At 45.3% G+C, this 17,726-nt stretch carries 11 protein-coding genes; 10 read left to right on the forward strand and 1 reads right to left on the reverse strand.

Translation table 11 applies throughout. The annotated features are described in order from the left end of the window. The first annotated feature begins 540 nt into the window (after window positions 1-540). On the forward strand, window positions 541-5,559 hold the full coding sequence (locus ABZA00_RS10950; RefSeq protein WP_372882206.1) for a 2-oxoacid:acceptor oxidoreductase family protein: 5,019 nt from the start codon (window positions 541-543) through the stop codon (window positions 5,557-5,559). 2 nt (window positions 5,560-5,561) lie between these two features. Beyond that, window positions 5,562-8,306 (forward strand): sulfide/dihydroorotate dehydrogenase-like FAD/NAD-binding protein, encoded by a 2,745-nt coding sequence (locus ABZA00_RS10955; RefSeq protein ID WP_372882207.1) that lies wholly within the window; start codon window positions 5,562-5,564, stop codon window positions 8,304-8,306. A 69-nt stretch (window positions 8,307-8,375) separates the two neighbouring features. Here ABZA00_RS10955 and ABZA00_RS10960 read toward each other — a convergent pair whose 3' ends face one another. Continuing rightward, window positions 8,376-9,290, reverse strand: coding sequence for a YeiH family protein (locus ABZA00_RS10960; protein WP_372882208.1), 915 nt, complete (start codon window positions 9,288-9,290; stop codon window positions 8,376-8,378). A gap of 345 nt (window positions 9,291-9,635) precedes the next feature. Between ABZA00_RS10960 and ABZA00_RS10965 the strand changes: the two genes are divergently transcribed. The 8 genes from ABZA00_RS10965 to ABZA00_RS11000 all read left to right on the forward strand — a co-directional run bounded on the left by ABZA00_RS10965 (window position 9,636) and on the right by ABZA00_RS11000 (window position 17,608). Beyond that, window positions 9,636-9,896, forward strand: a complete 261-nt coding sequence (locus tag ABZA00_RS10965) for a DUF3081 domain-containing protein (RefSeq protein ID WP_372882209.1) — start codon at window positions 9,636-9,638, stop codon at window positions 9,894-9,896. Window positions 9,897-10,083: 187 nt separating this feature from the next. Then, window positions 10,084-10,566 carry a CIA30 family protein gene (locus tag ABZA00_RS10970; protein WP_372882210.1) on the forward strand — a complete coding sequence of 161 codons (483 nt, stop codon included), beginning with the start codon at window positions 10,084-10,086 and terminating at the stop codon, window positions 10,564-10,566. Between the two features lie 30 nt (window positions 10,567-10,596). Next, window positions 10,597-11,028 carry a DUF3429 domain-containing protein gene (locus ABZA00_RS10975; RefSeq protein WP_372882211.1) on the forward strand — a complete coding sequence of 144 codons (432 nt, stop codon included), beginning with the start codon at window positions 10,597-10,599 and terminating at the stop codon, window positions 11,026-11,028. A 78-nt stretch (window positions 11,029-11,106) separates the two neighbouring features. Beyond that, window positions 11,107-12,630: a cryptochrome/photolyase family protein gene (locus tag ABZA00_RS10980; RefSeq protein ID WP_372882212.1), complete on the forward strand. Its 1,524-nt coding sequence runs from the start codon at window positions 11,107-11,109 to the stop codon at window positions 12,628-12,630. Further along, window positions 12,630-12,773: a DUF2256 domain-containing protein gene (locus tag ABZA00_RS10985; protein WP_372882216.1), complete on the forward strand. Its 144-nt coding sequence runs from the start codon at window positions 12,630-12,632 to the stop codon at window positions 12,771-12,773. Before ABZA00_RS10980 ends, ABZA00_RS10985 begins: the two co-directional genes overlap by 1 nt. A gap of 605 nt (window positions 12,774-13,378) precedes the next feature. Continuing rightward, the gene (aspA, locus tag ABZA00_RS10990; RefSeq protein WP_372882213.1) at window positions 13,379-15,232 is read left to right on the forward strand and encodes an aspartate ammonia-lyase; all 1,854 of its coding nucleotides are present in this window, start codon (window positions 13,379-13,381) and stop codon (window positions 15,230-15,232) included. Between the two features lie 1,603 nt (window positions 15,233-16,835). Continuing rightward, window positions 16,836-17,150: a multidrug efflux SMR transporter gene (locus tag ABZA00_RS10995; RefSeq protein WP_372882214.1), complete on the forward strand. Its 315-nt coding sequence runs from the start codon at window positions 16,836-16,838 to the stop codon at window positions 17,148-17,150. A 26-nt stretch (window positions 17,151-17,176) separates the two neighbouring features. After that, a complete protein-coding gene (locus ABZA00_RS11000; RefSeq protein WP_372882215.1) occupies window positions 17,177-17,608 on the forward strand; it encodes an ACT domain-containing protein in 432 nt (143 codons plus the stop codon). The last annotated feature ends 118 nt before the right edge of the window (window positions 17,609-17,726 follow it).

The raw sequence follows: 17,726 nt of genomic DNA on the forward strand, positions 1-17,726 counted from the left end.
AAATAAGTGATCATTTTAAGATGGTCTAAATGTCCAAGTACAGCGTTGCTTTCAATCCCAATAGCCTGCTATTGCTCAATCAAGCGCCTTGTTCTTGAAAATTTATCCTCACTGAAATTTGATCACTTACTTAATACAATTAGTATTAGCTGCACCGGAGGATATGACCGTTTTTCCGTTGGACACTAACAGATCTACCTGCCTGTTATTTATTATCTAAGCAACCAGCTTTATGATTTACAGGGGCTGTTTATTCAGCTTAACTGTTTCTCTCAACCATTTTTTATCAGCAGTGTAATTCAAAAAATTAAAATCACTTTTTTGTGAACTCCTGCGCATTATCCAGCCGTGACAAGTGTAGTATTTCAATGTCACACATTCTGTTTTTCAAACACTTATTGTTTAAGTGAACCCATTAGGTTTAAAGCTGAGGTATGCGCATAAAGTGCCTGAACTGCTGAAGTTTATCGCGATTCCTATGTTGCTTTGCAAAGTCATCGACCCATTAGCTTACCTAATACATTCAAGGAGAAGTAGGTCATGTCTTTATTGTCCAATTATGACGAGCAGCAGCAGGTTTTTCCACAGTATCCCGGGGTAGCGACTGTCATTCACGGTAATGGCGCGGTTGCCCATGTCATGTCTTTTGTTTGCGGCGGGGTGATAGGTTATCCGATCACCCCCTCAACTGAAATTTCAGAACTCTATGAAGCATTCCGTGCACAAGGCGGCTGCAATGTCTGGGGTGAGCATCCCTTTTTCTTTGAGCCCGAAGGTGAGCACTCCGCACAAAGTGGTGCATTAGGCGCCGCGTTAACCGGCGGGAAATACATCTCCAATGCTTCATCCAGTCAAGGTATCCTTTACGGGCTGGAATCTCATTATGTGACCGTTGGCAAAAAGACCGCGGGATTTGTACTGCATGTCGCAGCACGCTCTGTCTCCCGTCATTCACTTAACGTGATGGCCGGTCATGATGATATCTACGCCCTGCTCTCTGCCGGTTATACCACATTGTTCGCCAGTAATGCCCAGGAGGCCGCAGATTTAGCGGCTATCTCCTATCGCATCAGCGCCCTCTCCCTTATTCCGGTCGCCAATACCATGGACGGTTTTGCCACCAGCCACATTCAAAGTCAGGTTAAGCTGCCTGAGCCAGAACTGCTCAAGCAGTATCTCGGTGACCCTCGCGATCGTATCACCGCGCCAACAGAGGCGCAGCGCATGCTTTATGGCGCGAAGGGACGGGTATGGCAACTTCAGCAGTTTATCAACAAATACCAGGATCAGTTCTGGCCGGAAAAATACGATGATTTGAAAGCATATTTAAACCGCCACATTGCGCAATTGGAAAAAGATACTAACGGCGAATATCTAAGTGAAAGCAATGAATTCGTACCAGCAGAGTTACAAAACAGATGGCGGCGTACATGGCTGAACGCCTATCAGAAAGGCACCCGGCAACGTGTTCCTGCTTTGGTTGATACGCACAATCCCGGCTTGACCGGCGGTGTGCAGAATCAACCTGACTTTCAGGCCGGAATCGTCGATCACAATACCCATTTCATGAGTGATGTGCCGCAGTTTATCGAACAGGCGATGGAGGAATACGCGCAATTAACCGGCCGTCAATACCAGCCGGTGATGGAATTTATGTGCAGTGATGCACAATACGTACTACTGGGACTTGGCTCTGTAACGGATGATGCAGAGGCGGTTGCCGGCTATCTGCGCACGCAGGGGCATAAAGTGGGTGTGATTAAAATCAAACAACTGCACCCGTTTCCAGAAGCACAGTTAATCGAGCAGCTGGCGGGTAAAAAATCAGTTACCATTCTGGAGCGTTGTGATGAAACCCGCCTTACCGAACGCGTTTCACGGGCTTTATTCAAAGCCAGTGAAAATGCAGTCAAACTTCGCCATAAAGGGATTAAGCCGCTCACTCACCCTCCGCAAATCAGCACCGCTATTTTTGGATTAGGTGGCCATGACCTGCAGCCTTGTCATCTGATTGCTGCCTGTGAAAATATGTTTACGGAAAATAGTAAGCCGTTTTTCTATTTAGGCAGCCAGTTCTTTGACCAGCAAGCATCGGGCGAATTGAAAATTATTCAGCAGCGCCTGCGTCAAGCTTATCCGGATACTGAATTAATGGCTTTAGAAACCGGTGCAAACCCGAATCTTCTGCCGGAAAGTGCAATGCGCATTCGCTTTCACTCAGTCGGCGGTTACGGCACCATTGCAACGGGTAAACTGCTTACCGATATTCTCGCAGACGCACTCGGTTTATACTCTAAATCAATGCCTAAATACGGCTCAGAAAAAAGTGGGGCGCCGACTAATTTCTTTATCACTCTGTCTCCCGAGCCGATTAAAATCACCAACGCCGAACTGCAGCAGGTTGAGGTGGTATTATCTCCGGATCACAAGGTGTTCATGCATACCAACCCGCTCGCCGGGCTTGCTGAAAACGGCACATTTATATTACAAAGCCAGCACAGCCCGGAACGGGTTTGGCAGGAGCTGCCGGCAAGCGCACGGCAATACATACGCAAGAAAAATATTTGTTTCTACCTGGTGGACGCCTTTAAGGTCGCCCGCGAGCACGCCCCCACGCCCGATTTAGAGATCAGAATGATGGGGATTGCCTTTATAGGTGCGCTCTGTGGTCATGCACAACAGGTTATTCTAGGGACTGATGCACAGCAGGTGCTAGCGCGTATTGAACAGCAAATTAAAAAGAAATTCGGCGCTAAAGGTGAAAAAGTCGTAGCAGGTAACATGGCGGTGATCCGCGATGGTATACTGGCAACACAAGCCTTGTGTTACAGCGACTTCAGTGATGATGAAAAGCTCACCGCGGCGGCAACAGCGACACAAAAACACAAAGCGACGCATGCCAGTTGTGCATTATTTAACCAGGATTACTTTGATAATATTGCCGGTAAAAGCTATGCCGATGGCAGCATCAGCGAGGCTCCTGTTATTCCGGGCTCCGGCATGTTTTTGCCCCCCGCAAGCGCGATCAGCAAAGACAAAGGTTTGTTCCGCTTAAATGTACCCAAGTATAACGCGGACAAATGCACTGGTTGTATGGAGTGTACTATCGCCTGTCCGGATGGCGCAATTCCCAGCGGGGTCTATGAAATACACGATATTTTACATAATGCTATAAGCAAGCTTGCTGTTCCGCCTGTACAGCTTGCACAACTTAAAGCGCAGGTCACGCCACTGTCCGATGCTATCCGCCTGGAATATCGAAGCGCAGCGAAAGGCGAAACACTCGCGTTGCATCAGGTCATGGCCAATGTTGTCGATAAAATGACCTTTAACAACCCGCTATTACAACAGCACATAGCCAGTGTTTGTGTCCTGCTTGAAGATCTGCCTATGAGCCGAACCAAACCTTTCTTTGCTGCCATGGAGAATGCACAGCCTGGATCTGGTGGTCTGTTCAGCCTCGCTATTGACCCGAGTAAATGCAGCGGCTGTATGGAATGCGTCGATGTTTGTGGTGCAAATGCACTTGAAAAAGTACAGCAAAGCAGCGAACTCAGCAGACAAATGCGACAGCGTTTTGCCAGATTAGCCGAGTTGCCTAATACCCCGATACGCTTTACCGAACAGGCAAGCCGCGCAGGCGGCGAAGCTAAACGTTTATTGCTGGATCGCAATAACTATTATGCGATGAGCTCCGGGCATGGTGCCTGCCGTGGCTGTGGAGAGGTGACGGCGTTACGTCTGGTCACATCAATCAACCGGGCGCTACAGCAACAACGATATAGCGCCCATATCACTCAGTTAGAAAATCTGATTTCCCGCCTTGAAGCAAAACTCACCACTCTGGTCGTTGATGAAAATGATCCGGGCAGAGCGCAGCGTATTCAACAAACAATAACAGTATTAGATAAACGCCTGTTCCTCTTTGAGCACGGCCCGACAGGCAATGGTCCTTCGGACGCCCTGATCGCCAACGCAACGGGCTGTAGCAGTGTCTATGCATCGACTTTCCCGTCAAATCCCTATAATGATCCATGGGTAAACAGCTTATTCCAGGATACGCCGGCGGTTGCTAAAGGTTTGTTTGAAGGTGAAGTTGCCAATCAGCTGACACAAATTAAAGCCATCCGCAGTGCAAAATTGGATATTGATGATCTTTATGATCCGCAAATACATGATCGGCAACTGCGTTACCTTGAATGGACACAACTGTCAGATCAGGAACTGGCGTTACTGCCGACGGTATTGAGTATCGGTGGTGATGGTGCTACTTACGATATAGGTTTCGGTGCACTGTCCCGCCTGCTGACAACATCAACGCCGATAAAAGTAGTGGTACTTAATAGCGGCGGTTACTCTAATACGGGCGGTCAGGCGTCCACCTCAAGCTACACCGCACAAGACTCAGATCTGAGTCGTGTTGGCAGCGCGCACAACGGTAAACAGGAAGCCCGTAAAGAGTTGGGAATTATTGCCACTTTCCACCCTAAAGTGATGGTGGTGCAAACCTCAACAGCACTACAGGGGCACTTTATGTCAAACCTGATAGAGCTTATAAACTATCAGGATGCCCCGGCTTTATTTGATGTCTATACGCCATGTATGGGTGAACAAGGGATTGCCGATGATGCGAGCACGCGTCATGCGCGATTGGCCGTTGAAAGTCGCATGAATCCCGTTTTTGTCCATGATCCGCGTAAAGGTGAAACATTAGCAACGCGCATCTCATTAGAAGGCAACCCTGAAATTCACCAGGACTGGGCAACGCAAACCATCACCTATGTTGATCAGGATGGTATGACCCAATTAAAACAGGTCGCGTATACCCCAGCTGATTTTGCTTTACATGAGGGGCGCTTTAAGAAACATTTCAACTCGATCGATGGCAACACAGTCCCTGTTGAAGTGGCAGATTACATCGCGCTTAGCCTTTCCGAACAGATCGGTAAAACGCCCTTTGTCTGGTCAACGGACAAGCAACAGCGTTTAATTCAACTGCGTGTTTCTGATTCTATTATAGCGTTGACCCAAGAGCGATTACGTAACTGGCGTATGCTGCAATATATCAGCGGCCAGCAGATTACGAAAATTGAACAGGAATACCAGCAACAGATAAATACATGGCAGCAGAAATATGAGCAGGCACTGCAGGACAAAGAGCATGCCATCGACAGCATTGCCAATGGCCTGGCGGAACTTGCCTTGGCTGCCGATAGCAGCTTTTCTTCACAACACACCATTCCTGTCACTCAAGTGAAGGAAACACCGCCAACAGCAACAATTCAAACAGCAGACGAGGAACACCCGCTAGTGGTTATCACTGATGAAGAACGCAGCCAATGTACTAATTGTAAAACCTGTTATCAGCAGGTAAGTGAATTATTTGAAACCACCACCATTTTCGATAATGGTGAAGCTAAAGTGGTTAGTCGCGTTATTCGCGGAGCACTTGAGAAGATCGTCATTACTGACGAATTACTCAACCGGATTGCCCGGGTCGTTGATGAATGCGATGCTGAAATTATCCACTTCTACGCGCCAGTCAGAACGGAGGCATAATTATGGCTGCTATATTATCTCAAGCACAGCGCGACTTTTTACTGCAGCGCGTGGAGCAGAACCCGCAGCAGTTTCAACAGATGATCATTGACGACAGCCTGCAGACTATCCGTCAAACGCTCAAACAGGGCAATCTAAGCGCAGTTTTCAGTGAAAAACTGTGGGAGTTATTACTGCACAATAATGAATTTAGCGTTGTATTACAACGTTATTTATGGCGCATCCCGCTTAAACAAAAACGGGCTTTTATACAGGCATTAGATCACCATCTGGGCGATCGTTATCCTATGTTTAAGGGCTTATCGCAGGGCTGGCCGGGGAAAAACAATATTCCCCCTTATGTCCGTCCGGCCGAGGAAAGGCAAAAAGACTTTGACCTGGTCAGCCAGGGTTACCTTGGCTATATGGGGCTGGGTTACAGTTTACGCGAAGTCGAACTTTTTGTCTGGCTGGAAGTACTGCGTGACAAACAATGCGAAGATCGCCCCTGCGAAGTAGGCGTGCCACGCTGTAACGAAAAAGGTGAGCCAACCTTCGATTATGACGGTGGTTGTCCGGTAAAAATTCATATACCGCAGGCACTGAATTTGATGGGAGAAGGCAAGCTCAAAGAGGCCTTCGAACTTATTTGCGACGCCAACCCGCTGCCGAATGTCACCGGCCGGGTCTGTCCTCAGGAGATGCAGTGTCAGGGGGTATGTACACATAACCAGCGCCCTATTGAAATTGGTCAACTGGAATGGTTTTTAGCACAAAGAGAACGGCAGCTAAGCAATCAAATATCGCAGGATATTGTTGTATGTAACCCCTGGGCGCTCGCGACTAAGCCCCCTATTGCCATTGTCGGTTCTGGCCCGTCAGGTCTGATTAACGCCTACCTGTTAGCAAAAGCCGGTTTCCCAGTTACGGTGTTTGAGGCATTCCACGCTTTAGGTGGCGTGCTGCGTTATGGTATTCCTGAATTCCGTTTACCCAATCAGTTAATTGATGATGTGGTCGGCAAAATAAAAGCACTTGGTGGCCGATTTGTGACTAACTACATTGTCGGTAAAACGGCTACCCTTGCGGATCTGAAACGAGCGGGTTTTGCAAGAATATTTGTTGGAACAGGCGCCGGGTTGCCGCGCTTTATGAATATACCCGGAGAGCATCTGCTTAACATCATGTCGGCCAATGAGCTTTTAACCAGGGTTAATCTGATGCAGGCCCACAAAGCAGACTATGAAACCCCGTTGCCTGAAGTGAAGGGCAAAGAGGTGATGATTATCGGTGGTGGTAATACTGCCATGGATGCAGCGCGTACCGCATGTCGGCTGGGCGCAAAGGTCACTATCGTGTACCGGCGAACCAGGGAGGAGATGCCGGCCCGGGTTGAAGAACTGCACCACGCCCTTGAAGAAGGGATCCAGCTTAAGGAGTTGCGTTCCCCTTGTGAATTCAGCGGTGATAAAAACCATCAACTTGCCGCTGCTAAGCTCGAGGTGATGGCTTTAGGTGAGCCGGATGCATCGGGTCGCCGCCGTCCGCAGTCAACCGCGGAAAGCGAATTGGTGCAGGTTGATTTAGCTATCATGGCGCTCGGTAACAATCCGAACCCTATTGTTAAAGACGCAGAGCCGGATTTACAAACTTCCAAATGGGGCACAGTGCAACTTAACAAAGGGTCGCAACAAACCTCATTAAGCGGTATCTACAGTGGTGGAGACGCAACACGTGGCGGCTCTACTGCTATTAAAGCCGCAGGTGATGGACAGGCCGCAGCACGTGAAATAATGCAGAATCTGAATTTTAATGCTAAAGAGATTCAACAGCTTGTCACGCAAGCCGGTCGTTATACCGAATTGGGGCAAACGTCGCCGAAGATAGTTAAGCGGCGTCAGTTAACAGATGAAATTGTTGAATTTACCATCACTGCGCCATTAATTGCGCGATCGGCAAAAGCCGGACAGTTTGTTCGTGTGTTAGCCGACAATAAAGGTGAATTGATCCCCTTAACTCTTGCTGACTGGAACCTGGAAAATGGCACAATCGATCTGGTTATCCAAGGCCTGGGCAGCAGCTCAAAACTGATCAACCAGATGCAGGTGGAGGATTGTTTTGCCGCTATTGCCGGCCCTCTTGGGCAACCCAGTCATATCGTCAAACACCCTGAAAATCAGCGGGTCATATTTACTGCCGGCGGTGTGGGGTTACCGGCGGTATTCCCTATTATGCGTGCTCATCTTGAAGCGGGCAACAAAGTCACTTTGATTTCCGGGTTCAGAGGACTCGATTTCCGCTTCTGGACTGAGCAGGGAGATCGCATTGAAACTCTGCGCAACCACTATCCAGATCTGGTGGATGTGATTTATGCCAGTAACGATGGTAGTTTTGGCCTTAAAGGTTTTGTCACTACACCGCTTGAAGAGCTGTTAATCCGTGATCGTGATGGCAGCGGAGATCCCATTGCAGAAGTGATCACTATTGGTCCGCCAATGATGATGCGGGCTGTCAGTGATTTAACCCTGGCTTATGATGTGGCCTGTGTCGCCAGCCTCAACTCTATCATGGTAGATGCAACGGGTATGTGCGGTGCGTGTATGGTACCGATCATGGAAAACGGCAAACTGATCCGAAAGCATGCCTGCATTGATGGCCCGGAAATAAACAGTCATGTTATCGACTGGGATAAATTCCTGCCCCGCTTCAATCAGTTTAAAACACAGGAACATCAAAGCCTGGTCAACCATCATCTGATTGATGAATAACCACCATCATTAATTTGCTGCAATGGCTCCTGCAAAGTAAAACCGGCCCAACTTTTGCTTGGGCCGGTCCTAACGATAGAGTAACCAGGATAGTGAAAGAACCGAAATAAGCAGCCACAGGATCACACCAAAGGCCATAGGTTTTATGCCGGAAGCTTTCATATTTTCTTTGGAGATGGAGCAGCCGATCAAAAACAGACAGACCACCAGGGACTGTTTGGCAATGGCAAAAATACCCTGGTAAACAAATTCATACTGCGGCAAATAGTCGCTGACTAAAATTGCCACGCAGTAAAAAAGAATAAAATAGGGAAATGCAGCTCTGCCATTTTTATTTTTGACCAACAGCGCGCTCATAAAACTTATCGGAACAATCCATAATGCCCGCGAAAGTTTCAAGGTAGTCGCCGTGGTTAATGCCTGCTCTCCATAGGCCGAAGCGGCTCCCACCACAGAAGAGGTATCATGAATGGCGATCGCTGCCCAAGTTCCGAAAGTAACCTGATCCAGCAGCAAAGCGTGTCCCACCATTGGAAACACGAACAGTGCGATGGAGTTAAGTATAAATACAGTGGCCAGTGCCAAACCGATTTGCTGCTCCGTCGCTTTAATGGTCGGGGATAGCGCAGCGATCGCGCTACCGCCGCAAATTGCGGTGCCACAGGAGATAAGGTAACTTATTTTCGTCTCCAGTTTCATTGCCCTAGCGAGCAGGAAACCAAAGATCAGCGTGCAGAATATGCTAGTGGCAATCAAGCCGATCCCTTCAGTGGTTACCGTTATCGCTTCCTGCAGATGAATACCAAAACCCAAACCTACCACTGAATAGGCAAGTAATTTTTTTGTTACTTTATTTAACGCAAAGTCTTCAGGTACCAACCCTAAGCTTGATAAACAGAGACCGATAACCAGCGCGGAAGGTGAAGAAATCCAGGGAGTCAGGCAAACCAGCCCGGCAGCAAAAAAAATAGTTTTATTATTCATGGTAATTTCTTTGTTAGAGATGAAAGTATTGCGAGAGTATCCAACATTCAATGACTACTAAAAATGTTCATTTACAAACTACCTTATCAAGACACAGAGAAAAGTAAATTGTTAATTGCGACAATCTAAAATCCCAGCGAGGTTTGTATCCTCTTCTTTTCAAAGTATTTAATATGCCGCCATAGTGCGTCTTGAGCAAGCTATCTTGAATCACTAAACCCTTGAACTTTATTCAGTCAGATATAAGGAATCACTTTAGATTAAATTGATCCACTTGCTTTTTTAAAACGTAAGTAAAGTTTAAACACCATTGAAGCCGGCCAATCAACACACATGGAATAAATCATGGATATCACTAAAGTAAATAAACGCAACATGTTAGAAGCTTTTGATTTAATCACTACCAGAGGAGAGAAGGTAGATGGGGTTTATGAGTTTGACGGTATCCGTGCAGCCCATGATTTTGACGGCTACACCTGCTGGTTATCCTACAAGGATTTAACTATCTCCCTGTTATTTCACGGTAAATATGATTTTGACTACCAGGACGAAGACACCCTGAAAGCATTTTTTAAGAAAATATCCCGATTATTGGCAGATAAATAGCCCGCTGATGAGATGCCAACGGATAAATTGGCCTGTTATTAACAAATCCGTTATTACAATGATAAAAATAGCGGTAAATGCATTATTATCCTTTAGCTGTAGCGGTTTTGCTAATGATAAAAATATGCAAGTTAATCCCCCGCTCAGTCACTCTGCATCTACTAAAACGGAGACCCAACAACCTAGTATGATAGATTTTAGCAAACCACAAGAACACATTAATTGGCGAATAGGTAATGACAATGTAATGGGGGGGAAATCCCAGGGCAATGTCGCACTCAAAGAGGATCATTGGCTCTTTACCGGTAACATATCGCTCGAAAATAATGGCGGCTTCAGCTCTGCCTTTTATCCTGTGCAGCCATTAGGTCAGGCGACAGGCACAGTACGGATTGATATTCAGGGAGACGGACATATCTACCAGCTGAGAATGGTCGCCAATATTAATGGTGAACGGGTATATTATTATCATGAATTTAATACTGTTGCCGGTCAGCGACAACGTTTACGTTTTGCTCTTGCTGATTTTCAGGCTACTTTTCGCGGCAGAAAAATAACCAATGCCCCCGTTCTGAAAGCAGAATATATTAACGAAGTGGGTTTTTTACTGTCTACAAAACAGGCTGGTGAATTTACACTATCAATATTTGCTATTGATTTTGTAACGTGATGAATAACTTTTAAAGCAGGTTATTAAAGTATGAAAAATATCTATCCCTACCTTACTTTAGCGGGCACATTGCCATTTATATTTTGCGCATATTGTTTTATCGCCGACATAGATGTTATCGCATTGCTGGGTAACACCGAGCAGGTTTTGAGTGTTTACGGACTTGTTATCGCCGCTTTTATGGCCGGCAGCCATTGGGGACAACATTTAATTATCAGTGAAAAATGGCAGCGCTACTTACCGGCTTTCAGTAATTTTAACGCTGTGTTTCTGTGGCTTAGCTTTCTGCTTTTTCCTTTCAAGCTATTCATTATCGCCCTGATACTTAGCTTTTCAGGTGCTTTATTGATCGATAAAAAATTGCGGCAGAATAAAATTATCACCCGCGCATATTTTTGGACACGCTGTCTGGTTACATTGATCGTTATTGTATCCCTTGTCATTTCCGTGAGTTATGCATAACGATTAATTACAAGCGGATTTTCTGTTGTCTGAACACCTGGTGATATAAGCCTTTCAACCATTAAAACAGGAGGTTTCATGAGCACGCTGCGCCTGATATTAGCAGACCAACTATCGGCAACGATTTCAAGTCTTACAGGATGCGACAAATCCAAAGATATTATTTTAATGTGTGAAGTGTGGAATGAAGCTACCTACGTTAAACACCATAAGAAAAAGATCGCCTTACTTTTTTCCGCCATGCGCCATTTTGCGCAAGAGCTGCAAGAAAACGGATACAAGGTTGCGTACACAAAACTGGATGATGCGCATAATACAGGCTCCTTCAAAAGTGAAGTTGCACGTTTAATAACCAAGCGCCCTATCCAAAACATCATAGTAACCCATCCCGGAGAGTACCGGGTGCTTGAGGATATGCAAAACTGGGAGAGTGATTTTAACATCCCGGTGGAAATCCGTTCAGATGATCGCTTTTTGTCCACCCCGCAGGAATTTGAGCAGTGGAGCAAAAACCGTAAACAATTACGTATGGAGTTTTTCTACCGGGAAATGCGTAAAAAGCACGCTATTTTAATGGTGGGTGATGAGCCTGTAGGTGGTCAGTGGAATTACGATGCTGACAATCGAAAGCCTCCTAAAAACGGGCTACAAGTTCCCAAACCCTATGTTAATGAAAAGGATGAGATCACTGTTGATGTTATCAAACTGGTAAGCGAACGCTTTGCCGATCACTTTGGTGATTTAGACCCCTTCTACTTTGCTGTTACCCGAGCGCAGGCACTGCAGGCATTGCAGTTATTTACTGAACAGCGTCTGGCTAATTACGGCGATTACCAGGATGCGATGGTCGAAGGTGAGCCCTGGATGTATCACTCTCATCTCAGTTTTTATCTCAATTGCGGGCTGCTTCTGCCGATGGAATGTGTTCAGGCAGCAGAAAAGGCTTATGATCATCAGCAGGCACCGCTTAATGCAGTGGAGGGGTTTATCCGTCAGATTATCGGCTGGCGCGAATACGTTCGCGGCATCTACTGGTTAAAGATGCCCGATTATGCACAACAAAACTTTTTTAATGCTCAGCGTAACCTTCCAGAATTTTACTGGACAGCAGAAACAAAAATGAATTGTCTGCGTCAATGTGTATTGGAAACCAGACAAAACGCTTATGCACACCATATCCAACGTCTGATGGTATTGGGAAACTTCGCCCTAATCGCGGGCCTTTCTCCCGCCCAGGTTAATGAATGGTTTCTGATCGTCTACGCCGACGCTTATGAGTGGGTGGAGCTACCGAACGTATCCGGGATGATCCTCTTTGCGGATGGGGGTTATCTGGCCAGCAAGCCCTATGCGGCCGGGGGGAATTACATCAACAAGATGTCGGATTACTGTAAAAATTGCAGTTACAAAGTGACCCAAAAAAACGGCGTAGATGCCTGCCCGTTTAATTACCTTTATTGGGATTTCCTCGCCCGCAACCGAGATAAACTCAAATCTAATCAGCGAATTGCTATGATGTATAGGACCTACGACAGGATGGATAACGATAAAAAACAAGCGATTGCTTATGACAGCCAACAGCTATTGAATAGTTTACTATGATAAAAAAGTGTAATTTACCGTCAAAAGTATGCCCGGTCTGCCGGCGCCCTTTTAGTTGGCGAAAGAAATGGAAAAAGGTCTGGGATGAGGTAAAATATTGCTCTAGAGCACCATATAGTTTAAAAAACGAACGCCAGAGCTGACTAAAAATCGCTCATTCTGCGTTGTGTCAGCTCGAAAGAGATCTCTATTCCTTCGCTAACACGCCTTGCCTGAGCGATTTTTAGGCGCTCCCGAAGGGCGATGTCAAAGCAGCAGAGCATAATGATCTTTCCTGAGTTGTATTGATGAAATCAGCAACTGCCGGAAATTTATCCAGATAGGGGCTTGATTGACAGGAGATTGCACAAACAACTCTCTTATTGAAACCCCACGTGAGATCAAGAGCAACTCTTTCATATTTTCTTCGGGGGCACTCAACTTACGCTATTAATGACTTGTACCAAGCAGTTAACAACTGCTTGCTTTATTGATTTTTAATCGACTTTGCTTCACAGCAGAGCTCCTCCTTCCCCTTTTTGGGGCATAGGCCAGCCAGACAGGCTTTATGGCACATACTAATCCTTTGTAATATAAGCTTTTTTATATTGGCATGATTTATGCTTTTCATTTTAAATACTTTTAGTTATTTAGCCATCAGCACTACACCATGTCACGGTTTATCTGTCAAAGCAGTGCTGTAAGGGCCATTAAAGTTTCCGAATAAATTCAATTATCTACTCGCCTTCTAAAAAGGAAAATATACAAAATGAATCTCAAATCCGTCACTGAGTGCTTAACTAAAGTTGAGCTGTTTCGCGGCATTACGGGCAAGGACCTTGATCTTTTTGCCGGGCACGCGAAATTCCAGAAATTACTGGCAGGCGATATTCTGTTCCGCAGTCATGAACTCACCGACGCGCTTTATGTTATTACCTCCGGCAGTATTCAACTGTTTGATGACCGCAGCGTTACGGAACAAAGTCTCACGGTTTTTTCAAATAATGAGTTTATCGGGGAGACTATCCTGATTGCCCCGGTGCACGAGCAGGGCCTCTGTGCACGTCTGTTGACTGATGTAACCCTGTACCGCTTCGAACGGGATGCTTTGCACACTCTGCTAGGTCAGCGCGGTGATCTGGCTCTGAAAATGACAGCAACCATTTCACAAATTATTATCCGTCGCATGGAGCATGCCAATAGCCGTTATGAAAATATCGCTGCGCTTTACCGGGCGGGTGGAGAGCGAACCGAACATGACCTGCTGGGTGAAAAAGCTGTACCGGACACAGCTTATTACGGGATTCAGACGCTGCGTGCCCTGGAAAACTTTGATATCAGCGGCATCACCCTGAACTTTTATCCTGACTTTATCAGAGGGCTTGCCAAAGTCAAAAAAGCAGCCGCGATGGCCAACCATGAATTAGGGCATATTCCTGATAAGATGATCCACGCGATTTGCCAGGCATGTGATGAGATTGGTATGGGCATGTTACACAACCATTTTATCGTTGATATGCTGCAGGGTGGAGCCGGGACATCCACCAATATGAATGCCAATGAAGTGATCGCTAATCGGACCCTGGAAATTTTGGGGCACAAACGCGGTGAGTACAAGTATTGTCACCCGAACAATCATATTAACCGTTCGCAATCAACCAATGACGCTTACCCGACCGCGATAAAAATAGCCTTAATGGATGCCAACGATAAGTTATTAGCTGAGGTCAACAAACTGATCACGCTGATCGATGATAAAACATTTGAGTTTGCCGATATTCTGAAAATGGGTCGTACCCAGCTACAGGACGCGGTGCCAATGACACTGGGACAAAGTTTTAACGCTTATGCCACCAGCCTGCGTAATGAGGTTGAGCGCCTGAAAACCTGCAGCATTCCTTTTCTTACCGTTAATATGGGCGGAACCGCTATCGGCACCGGGCTGAATGCTGAGCCACGTTACCGCGAGCGTGTCGTTCAACACCTGAGCAGAGTCACCGGACGGGATATTGTGCTGGCTGACGATCTGATCGAAGCGACCCATGATACCGGCTCACTGGTAATGTACTCTTCCGCCCTCAAGCAGCTGGCGGTTAAGCTCTCTAAAATCTGTAATGATTTGCGCCTGCTGTCATCCGGACCGCGTGCCGGACTCAACGAGATAAACTTACCGGCAATGCAGCCGGGCTCTTCTATTATGCCGGGTAAAGTAAATCCGGTTATCCCAGAGGTGGTCAACCAGATTGCCTTCAAGGTGATCGGTAATGATCTGACCATCACCCTGGGAGCCGAAGCGGGACAACTCGAGCTTAATGTGATGGAGCCGGTGATGGTGGAGAGCTTGTTTGAGTCAATCGAAATTCTTAAACGTGGAATGGATACCCTTGGTAGTCGCTGTATTGCCGGGATCACCGCCAATGAAGCTGTTTGTCGGGCCAACGTTAAAAACTCAATCGGTATTGTAACCGCGCTTAATCCACATCTTGGTTACGAAATCTGTACCGCCCTGGCAAAAGAGGCACTGGCGAATGACCGCAGTGTTTATGATCTGGTTCTCGAACAACAGCTGCTTTCCAAAGAGCAACTTGATGATGTACTGGCACCGGAAAATATGGTGCGTTGATAATAGAATAACTGATCAGAGCGGTTTTACTGCTCACTTTCATATTCCTGAAACAAAATCGGCAGCTCTTTCTTTTTCATTTGTAAAAAGAAAAACAGCTGCCCAGCTTATCGTTATTAAAAAGCTCTCCTTCTGCGATGGAGAAAAATAGTGATTATTAAGATAAATACAGCTCAAATAACAGCAGGAAATAATATTGTGGTTAAGGTATAACTTTCCAGTACCGGCATGGCGATAATATTACGAACCGACAATAATGAAAAAAACAATCAGTCAGTTTTGGAAAAAAATGGATGTTTTAAATACTTAGTGGTGCAATAAAAATGGTAATTTTCCCGGAAACAGCAATTGGCTAGGCCTGACTCTGACACCGTCTTCAAGCTGAATTCTCAAGTATGCAGACAGCATTTTGCAGTGCGGCAATAATATAAAGCCCCTTTACACGTTAATCTCTACTTTTTCCAGTTCCGAACGAAGCATGGCTAAACCTACCCTACCGTATTCCATCAGAGACCTTTGAATTACTATTCTCTTTAAACAACACCTCTGTTCGCATTCTAAACTGCTCATATAAACTGATAACAGCTTTATTTTCACTGATAGTCACAGCATTAATTCGCTTAACATTGGCCTGATTAAACGATATGCGTTTTGAATTGATAATACCAATTCCGATAATTAGATGATCTATTTAGGCCTAGAAAAAACGGATGAAAGCAAGGCATTGATTGCAGTAACTAGTTGTTCTAATTGCAAAATCAATAACAAAGACTAAAACGTAGTTTTATGTCTAGCTTGCATTCATTTTAGCAAGTATAAATGAGTAGATAATTATCGGATTTGGTATAACCTCCAGCCTGTGAGTCAGGCGTACAGCTTTGTAAATACAGGCGAGTACATTCATAAATACCATTTTAAGGTAAAAATAATTCTTATGAAGCGTGGTCTACGCCCCTGAATTCAACCTAATATTTACGAATTGGTGGTTGATTCAGTTTGCAATTTATTCTTTATAATTCCTGTTCTCTAAAGGTTTAGGCTTAGTGATCAGCCATTAAGGGTAGTGATCCTCGCCATGTATTTATTTAGCCAGCTTAATCATATGGACATGTTGTCCTCAGCGGGCTATATCGCAGGAGAAACGCAATGGGTTACAGAATTAACGTGGGCAATGTGAACGCCAACCGAAAGGTGGTTAATAAAAAAAATTGTAAGGAAAATGATCTAACAAACTGTGTCAGACCGTTGTTTAAATGCGGAACTCAGAATTTCCTCTTGGCATAGAGCAAATTGCTCTGCTTAAAAGCGTCAGGTCCAATTGACATTAATGGCGCTCCCGAACCATACCAGTTCTGCTTCATATCCAGAATTACCCGGCCTGCTTTCAGCTCGTTTTCTACATGGTGAATAATTATTATATACGCACCTGCACCGGTCACATGAAAATTCGACGGGAAAATAGTCGACGCTTTTGTAAGTTCTCACTTTTCAGTTTCATTTTATCTATTCAGTGTAATATAATATTCAATCAGTATCGATGTGAGGACGACCTCACCGCTCTATTTTATCAGGGGACGACCCCTAACTTTAATAGAGTATTATAATGTCTTGGCTCATCTTATTTCTTGCAGGAACCTTGGAAGCCGGCTGGTTGGTTGGTATTCAAAAATCAGAATCCTTTACAAACATCCCTTACGTAATATTGGCCGTTTTTTCAATAACACTCAGCTTAGTGTTGTTTTCAATCGCAATAAAAGAGATACCTATTAGCCATGCCTATCTTGTCTGGCTGGCAGTAGGTGCATCATCCATTTCGATCATTAATCATTATTTTTTTGAGCAACCACTTTCAATTCAACAATTGCTTTGCTTAGGCTTGATATTTACGGGTGTGGTTGGTTTGAAAATATCTCATTAATAGCCCCCCAAAAAAAGGAAACACAAATGTCTGGTGAAAAAGATCTGGCAAAACTTATCGCTTCAATGATGCCTGTTTTAGCCGAGAATGAGTATGTTTTTGCAACGCTTGAGCATCATGATTATCAACAACTGGAACAGCTGAGTCCAATTGGTACTTTTCATGAACAGGAAGGGTTAACCGTTATAGTGAGAAAAGAGAAAGCGGATGAATTACACATTGTGTACTCTGGTGTTTTTAAATGTATCACCTTAAATGTGCACTCCAGCCTTGATGCTGTCGGTTTGACAGCGGCAGTATCCGGCAAACTAACACAAGCGAATATCAGCGCAAATGTTGTTGCGGCATACTACCATGACCATGTGTTTATTGCCTCCAAAGATGCGGAAAAAGCACTGGCAGAACTCAATGATCTTGTTCAACACGGGATTAAAAGTTATACCAATTGGATTAATTAAATGATCTGTTTAGGCGTCAGGAAAAATAAATGAAAGCGAGGCATTGATTGCAGTAACTAGTTGTTCTAATTGCAAAATCAATAACGAAGCTAGCATTTATTTTAACAAGCATAAATGA

Source organism: Psychromonas sp., from assembly GCF_041586535.1.
Taxonomy (GTDB): Bacteria; Pseudomonadota; Gammaproteobacteria; order Enterobacterales; family Psychromonadaceae; genus Psychromonas.

What these genes read in the sequence shown, in the direction of transcription:
- ABZA00_RS10950 (WP_372882206.1), top strand. Translation starts at nt 541, where the DNA reads ATGTCTTTATTGTCCAATTATGACGAGCAGCAGCAGGTTTTTCCACAG.
- ABZA00_RS10955 (WP_372882207.1), top strand. Translation starts at nt 5,562, where the DNA reads ATGGCTGCTATATTATCTCAAGCACAGCGCGACTTTTTACTGCAGCGC.
- ABZA00_RS10960 (WP_372882208.1), bottom strand. Translation starts at nt 9,290, where the DNA reads ATGAATAATAAAACTATTTTTTTTGCTGCCGGGCTGGTTTGCCTGACT.
- ABZA00_RS10965 (WP_372882209.1), top strand. Translation starts at nt 9,636, where the DNA reads ATGGATATCACTAAAGTAAATAAACGCAACATGTTAGAAGCTTTTGAT.
- ABZA00_RS10970 (WP_372882210.1), top strand. Translation starts at nt 10,084, where the DNA reads ATGATAGATTTTAGCAAACCACAAGAACACATTAATTGGCGAATAGGT.
- ABZA00_RS10975 (WP_372882211.1), top strand. Translation starts at nt 10,597, where the DNA reads ATGAAAAATATCTATCCCTACCTTACTTTAGCGGGCACATTGCCATTT.
- ABZA00_RS10980 (WP_372882212.1), top strand. Translation starts at nt 11,107, where the DNA reads ATGAGCACGCTGCGCCTGATATTAGCAGACCAACTATCGGCAACGATT.
- aspA (WP_372882213.1), top strand. Translation starts at nt 13,379, where the DNA reads ATGAATCTCAAATCCGTCACTGAGTGCTTAACTAAAGTTGAGCTGTTT.
- ABZA00_RS10995 (WP_372882214.1), top strand. Translation starts at nt 16,836, where the DNA reads ATGTCTTGGCTCATCTTATTTCTTGCAGGAACCTTGGAAGCCGGCTGG.
- ABZA00_RS11000 (WP_372882215.1), top strand. Translation starts at nt 17,177, where the DNA reads ATGTCTGGTGAAAAAGATCTGGCAAAACTTATCGCTTCAATGATGCCT.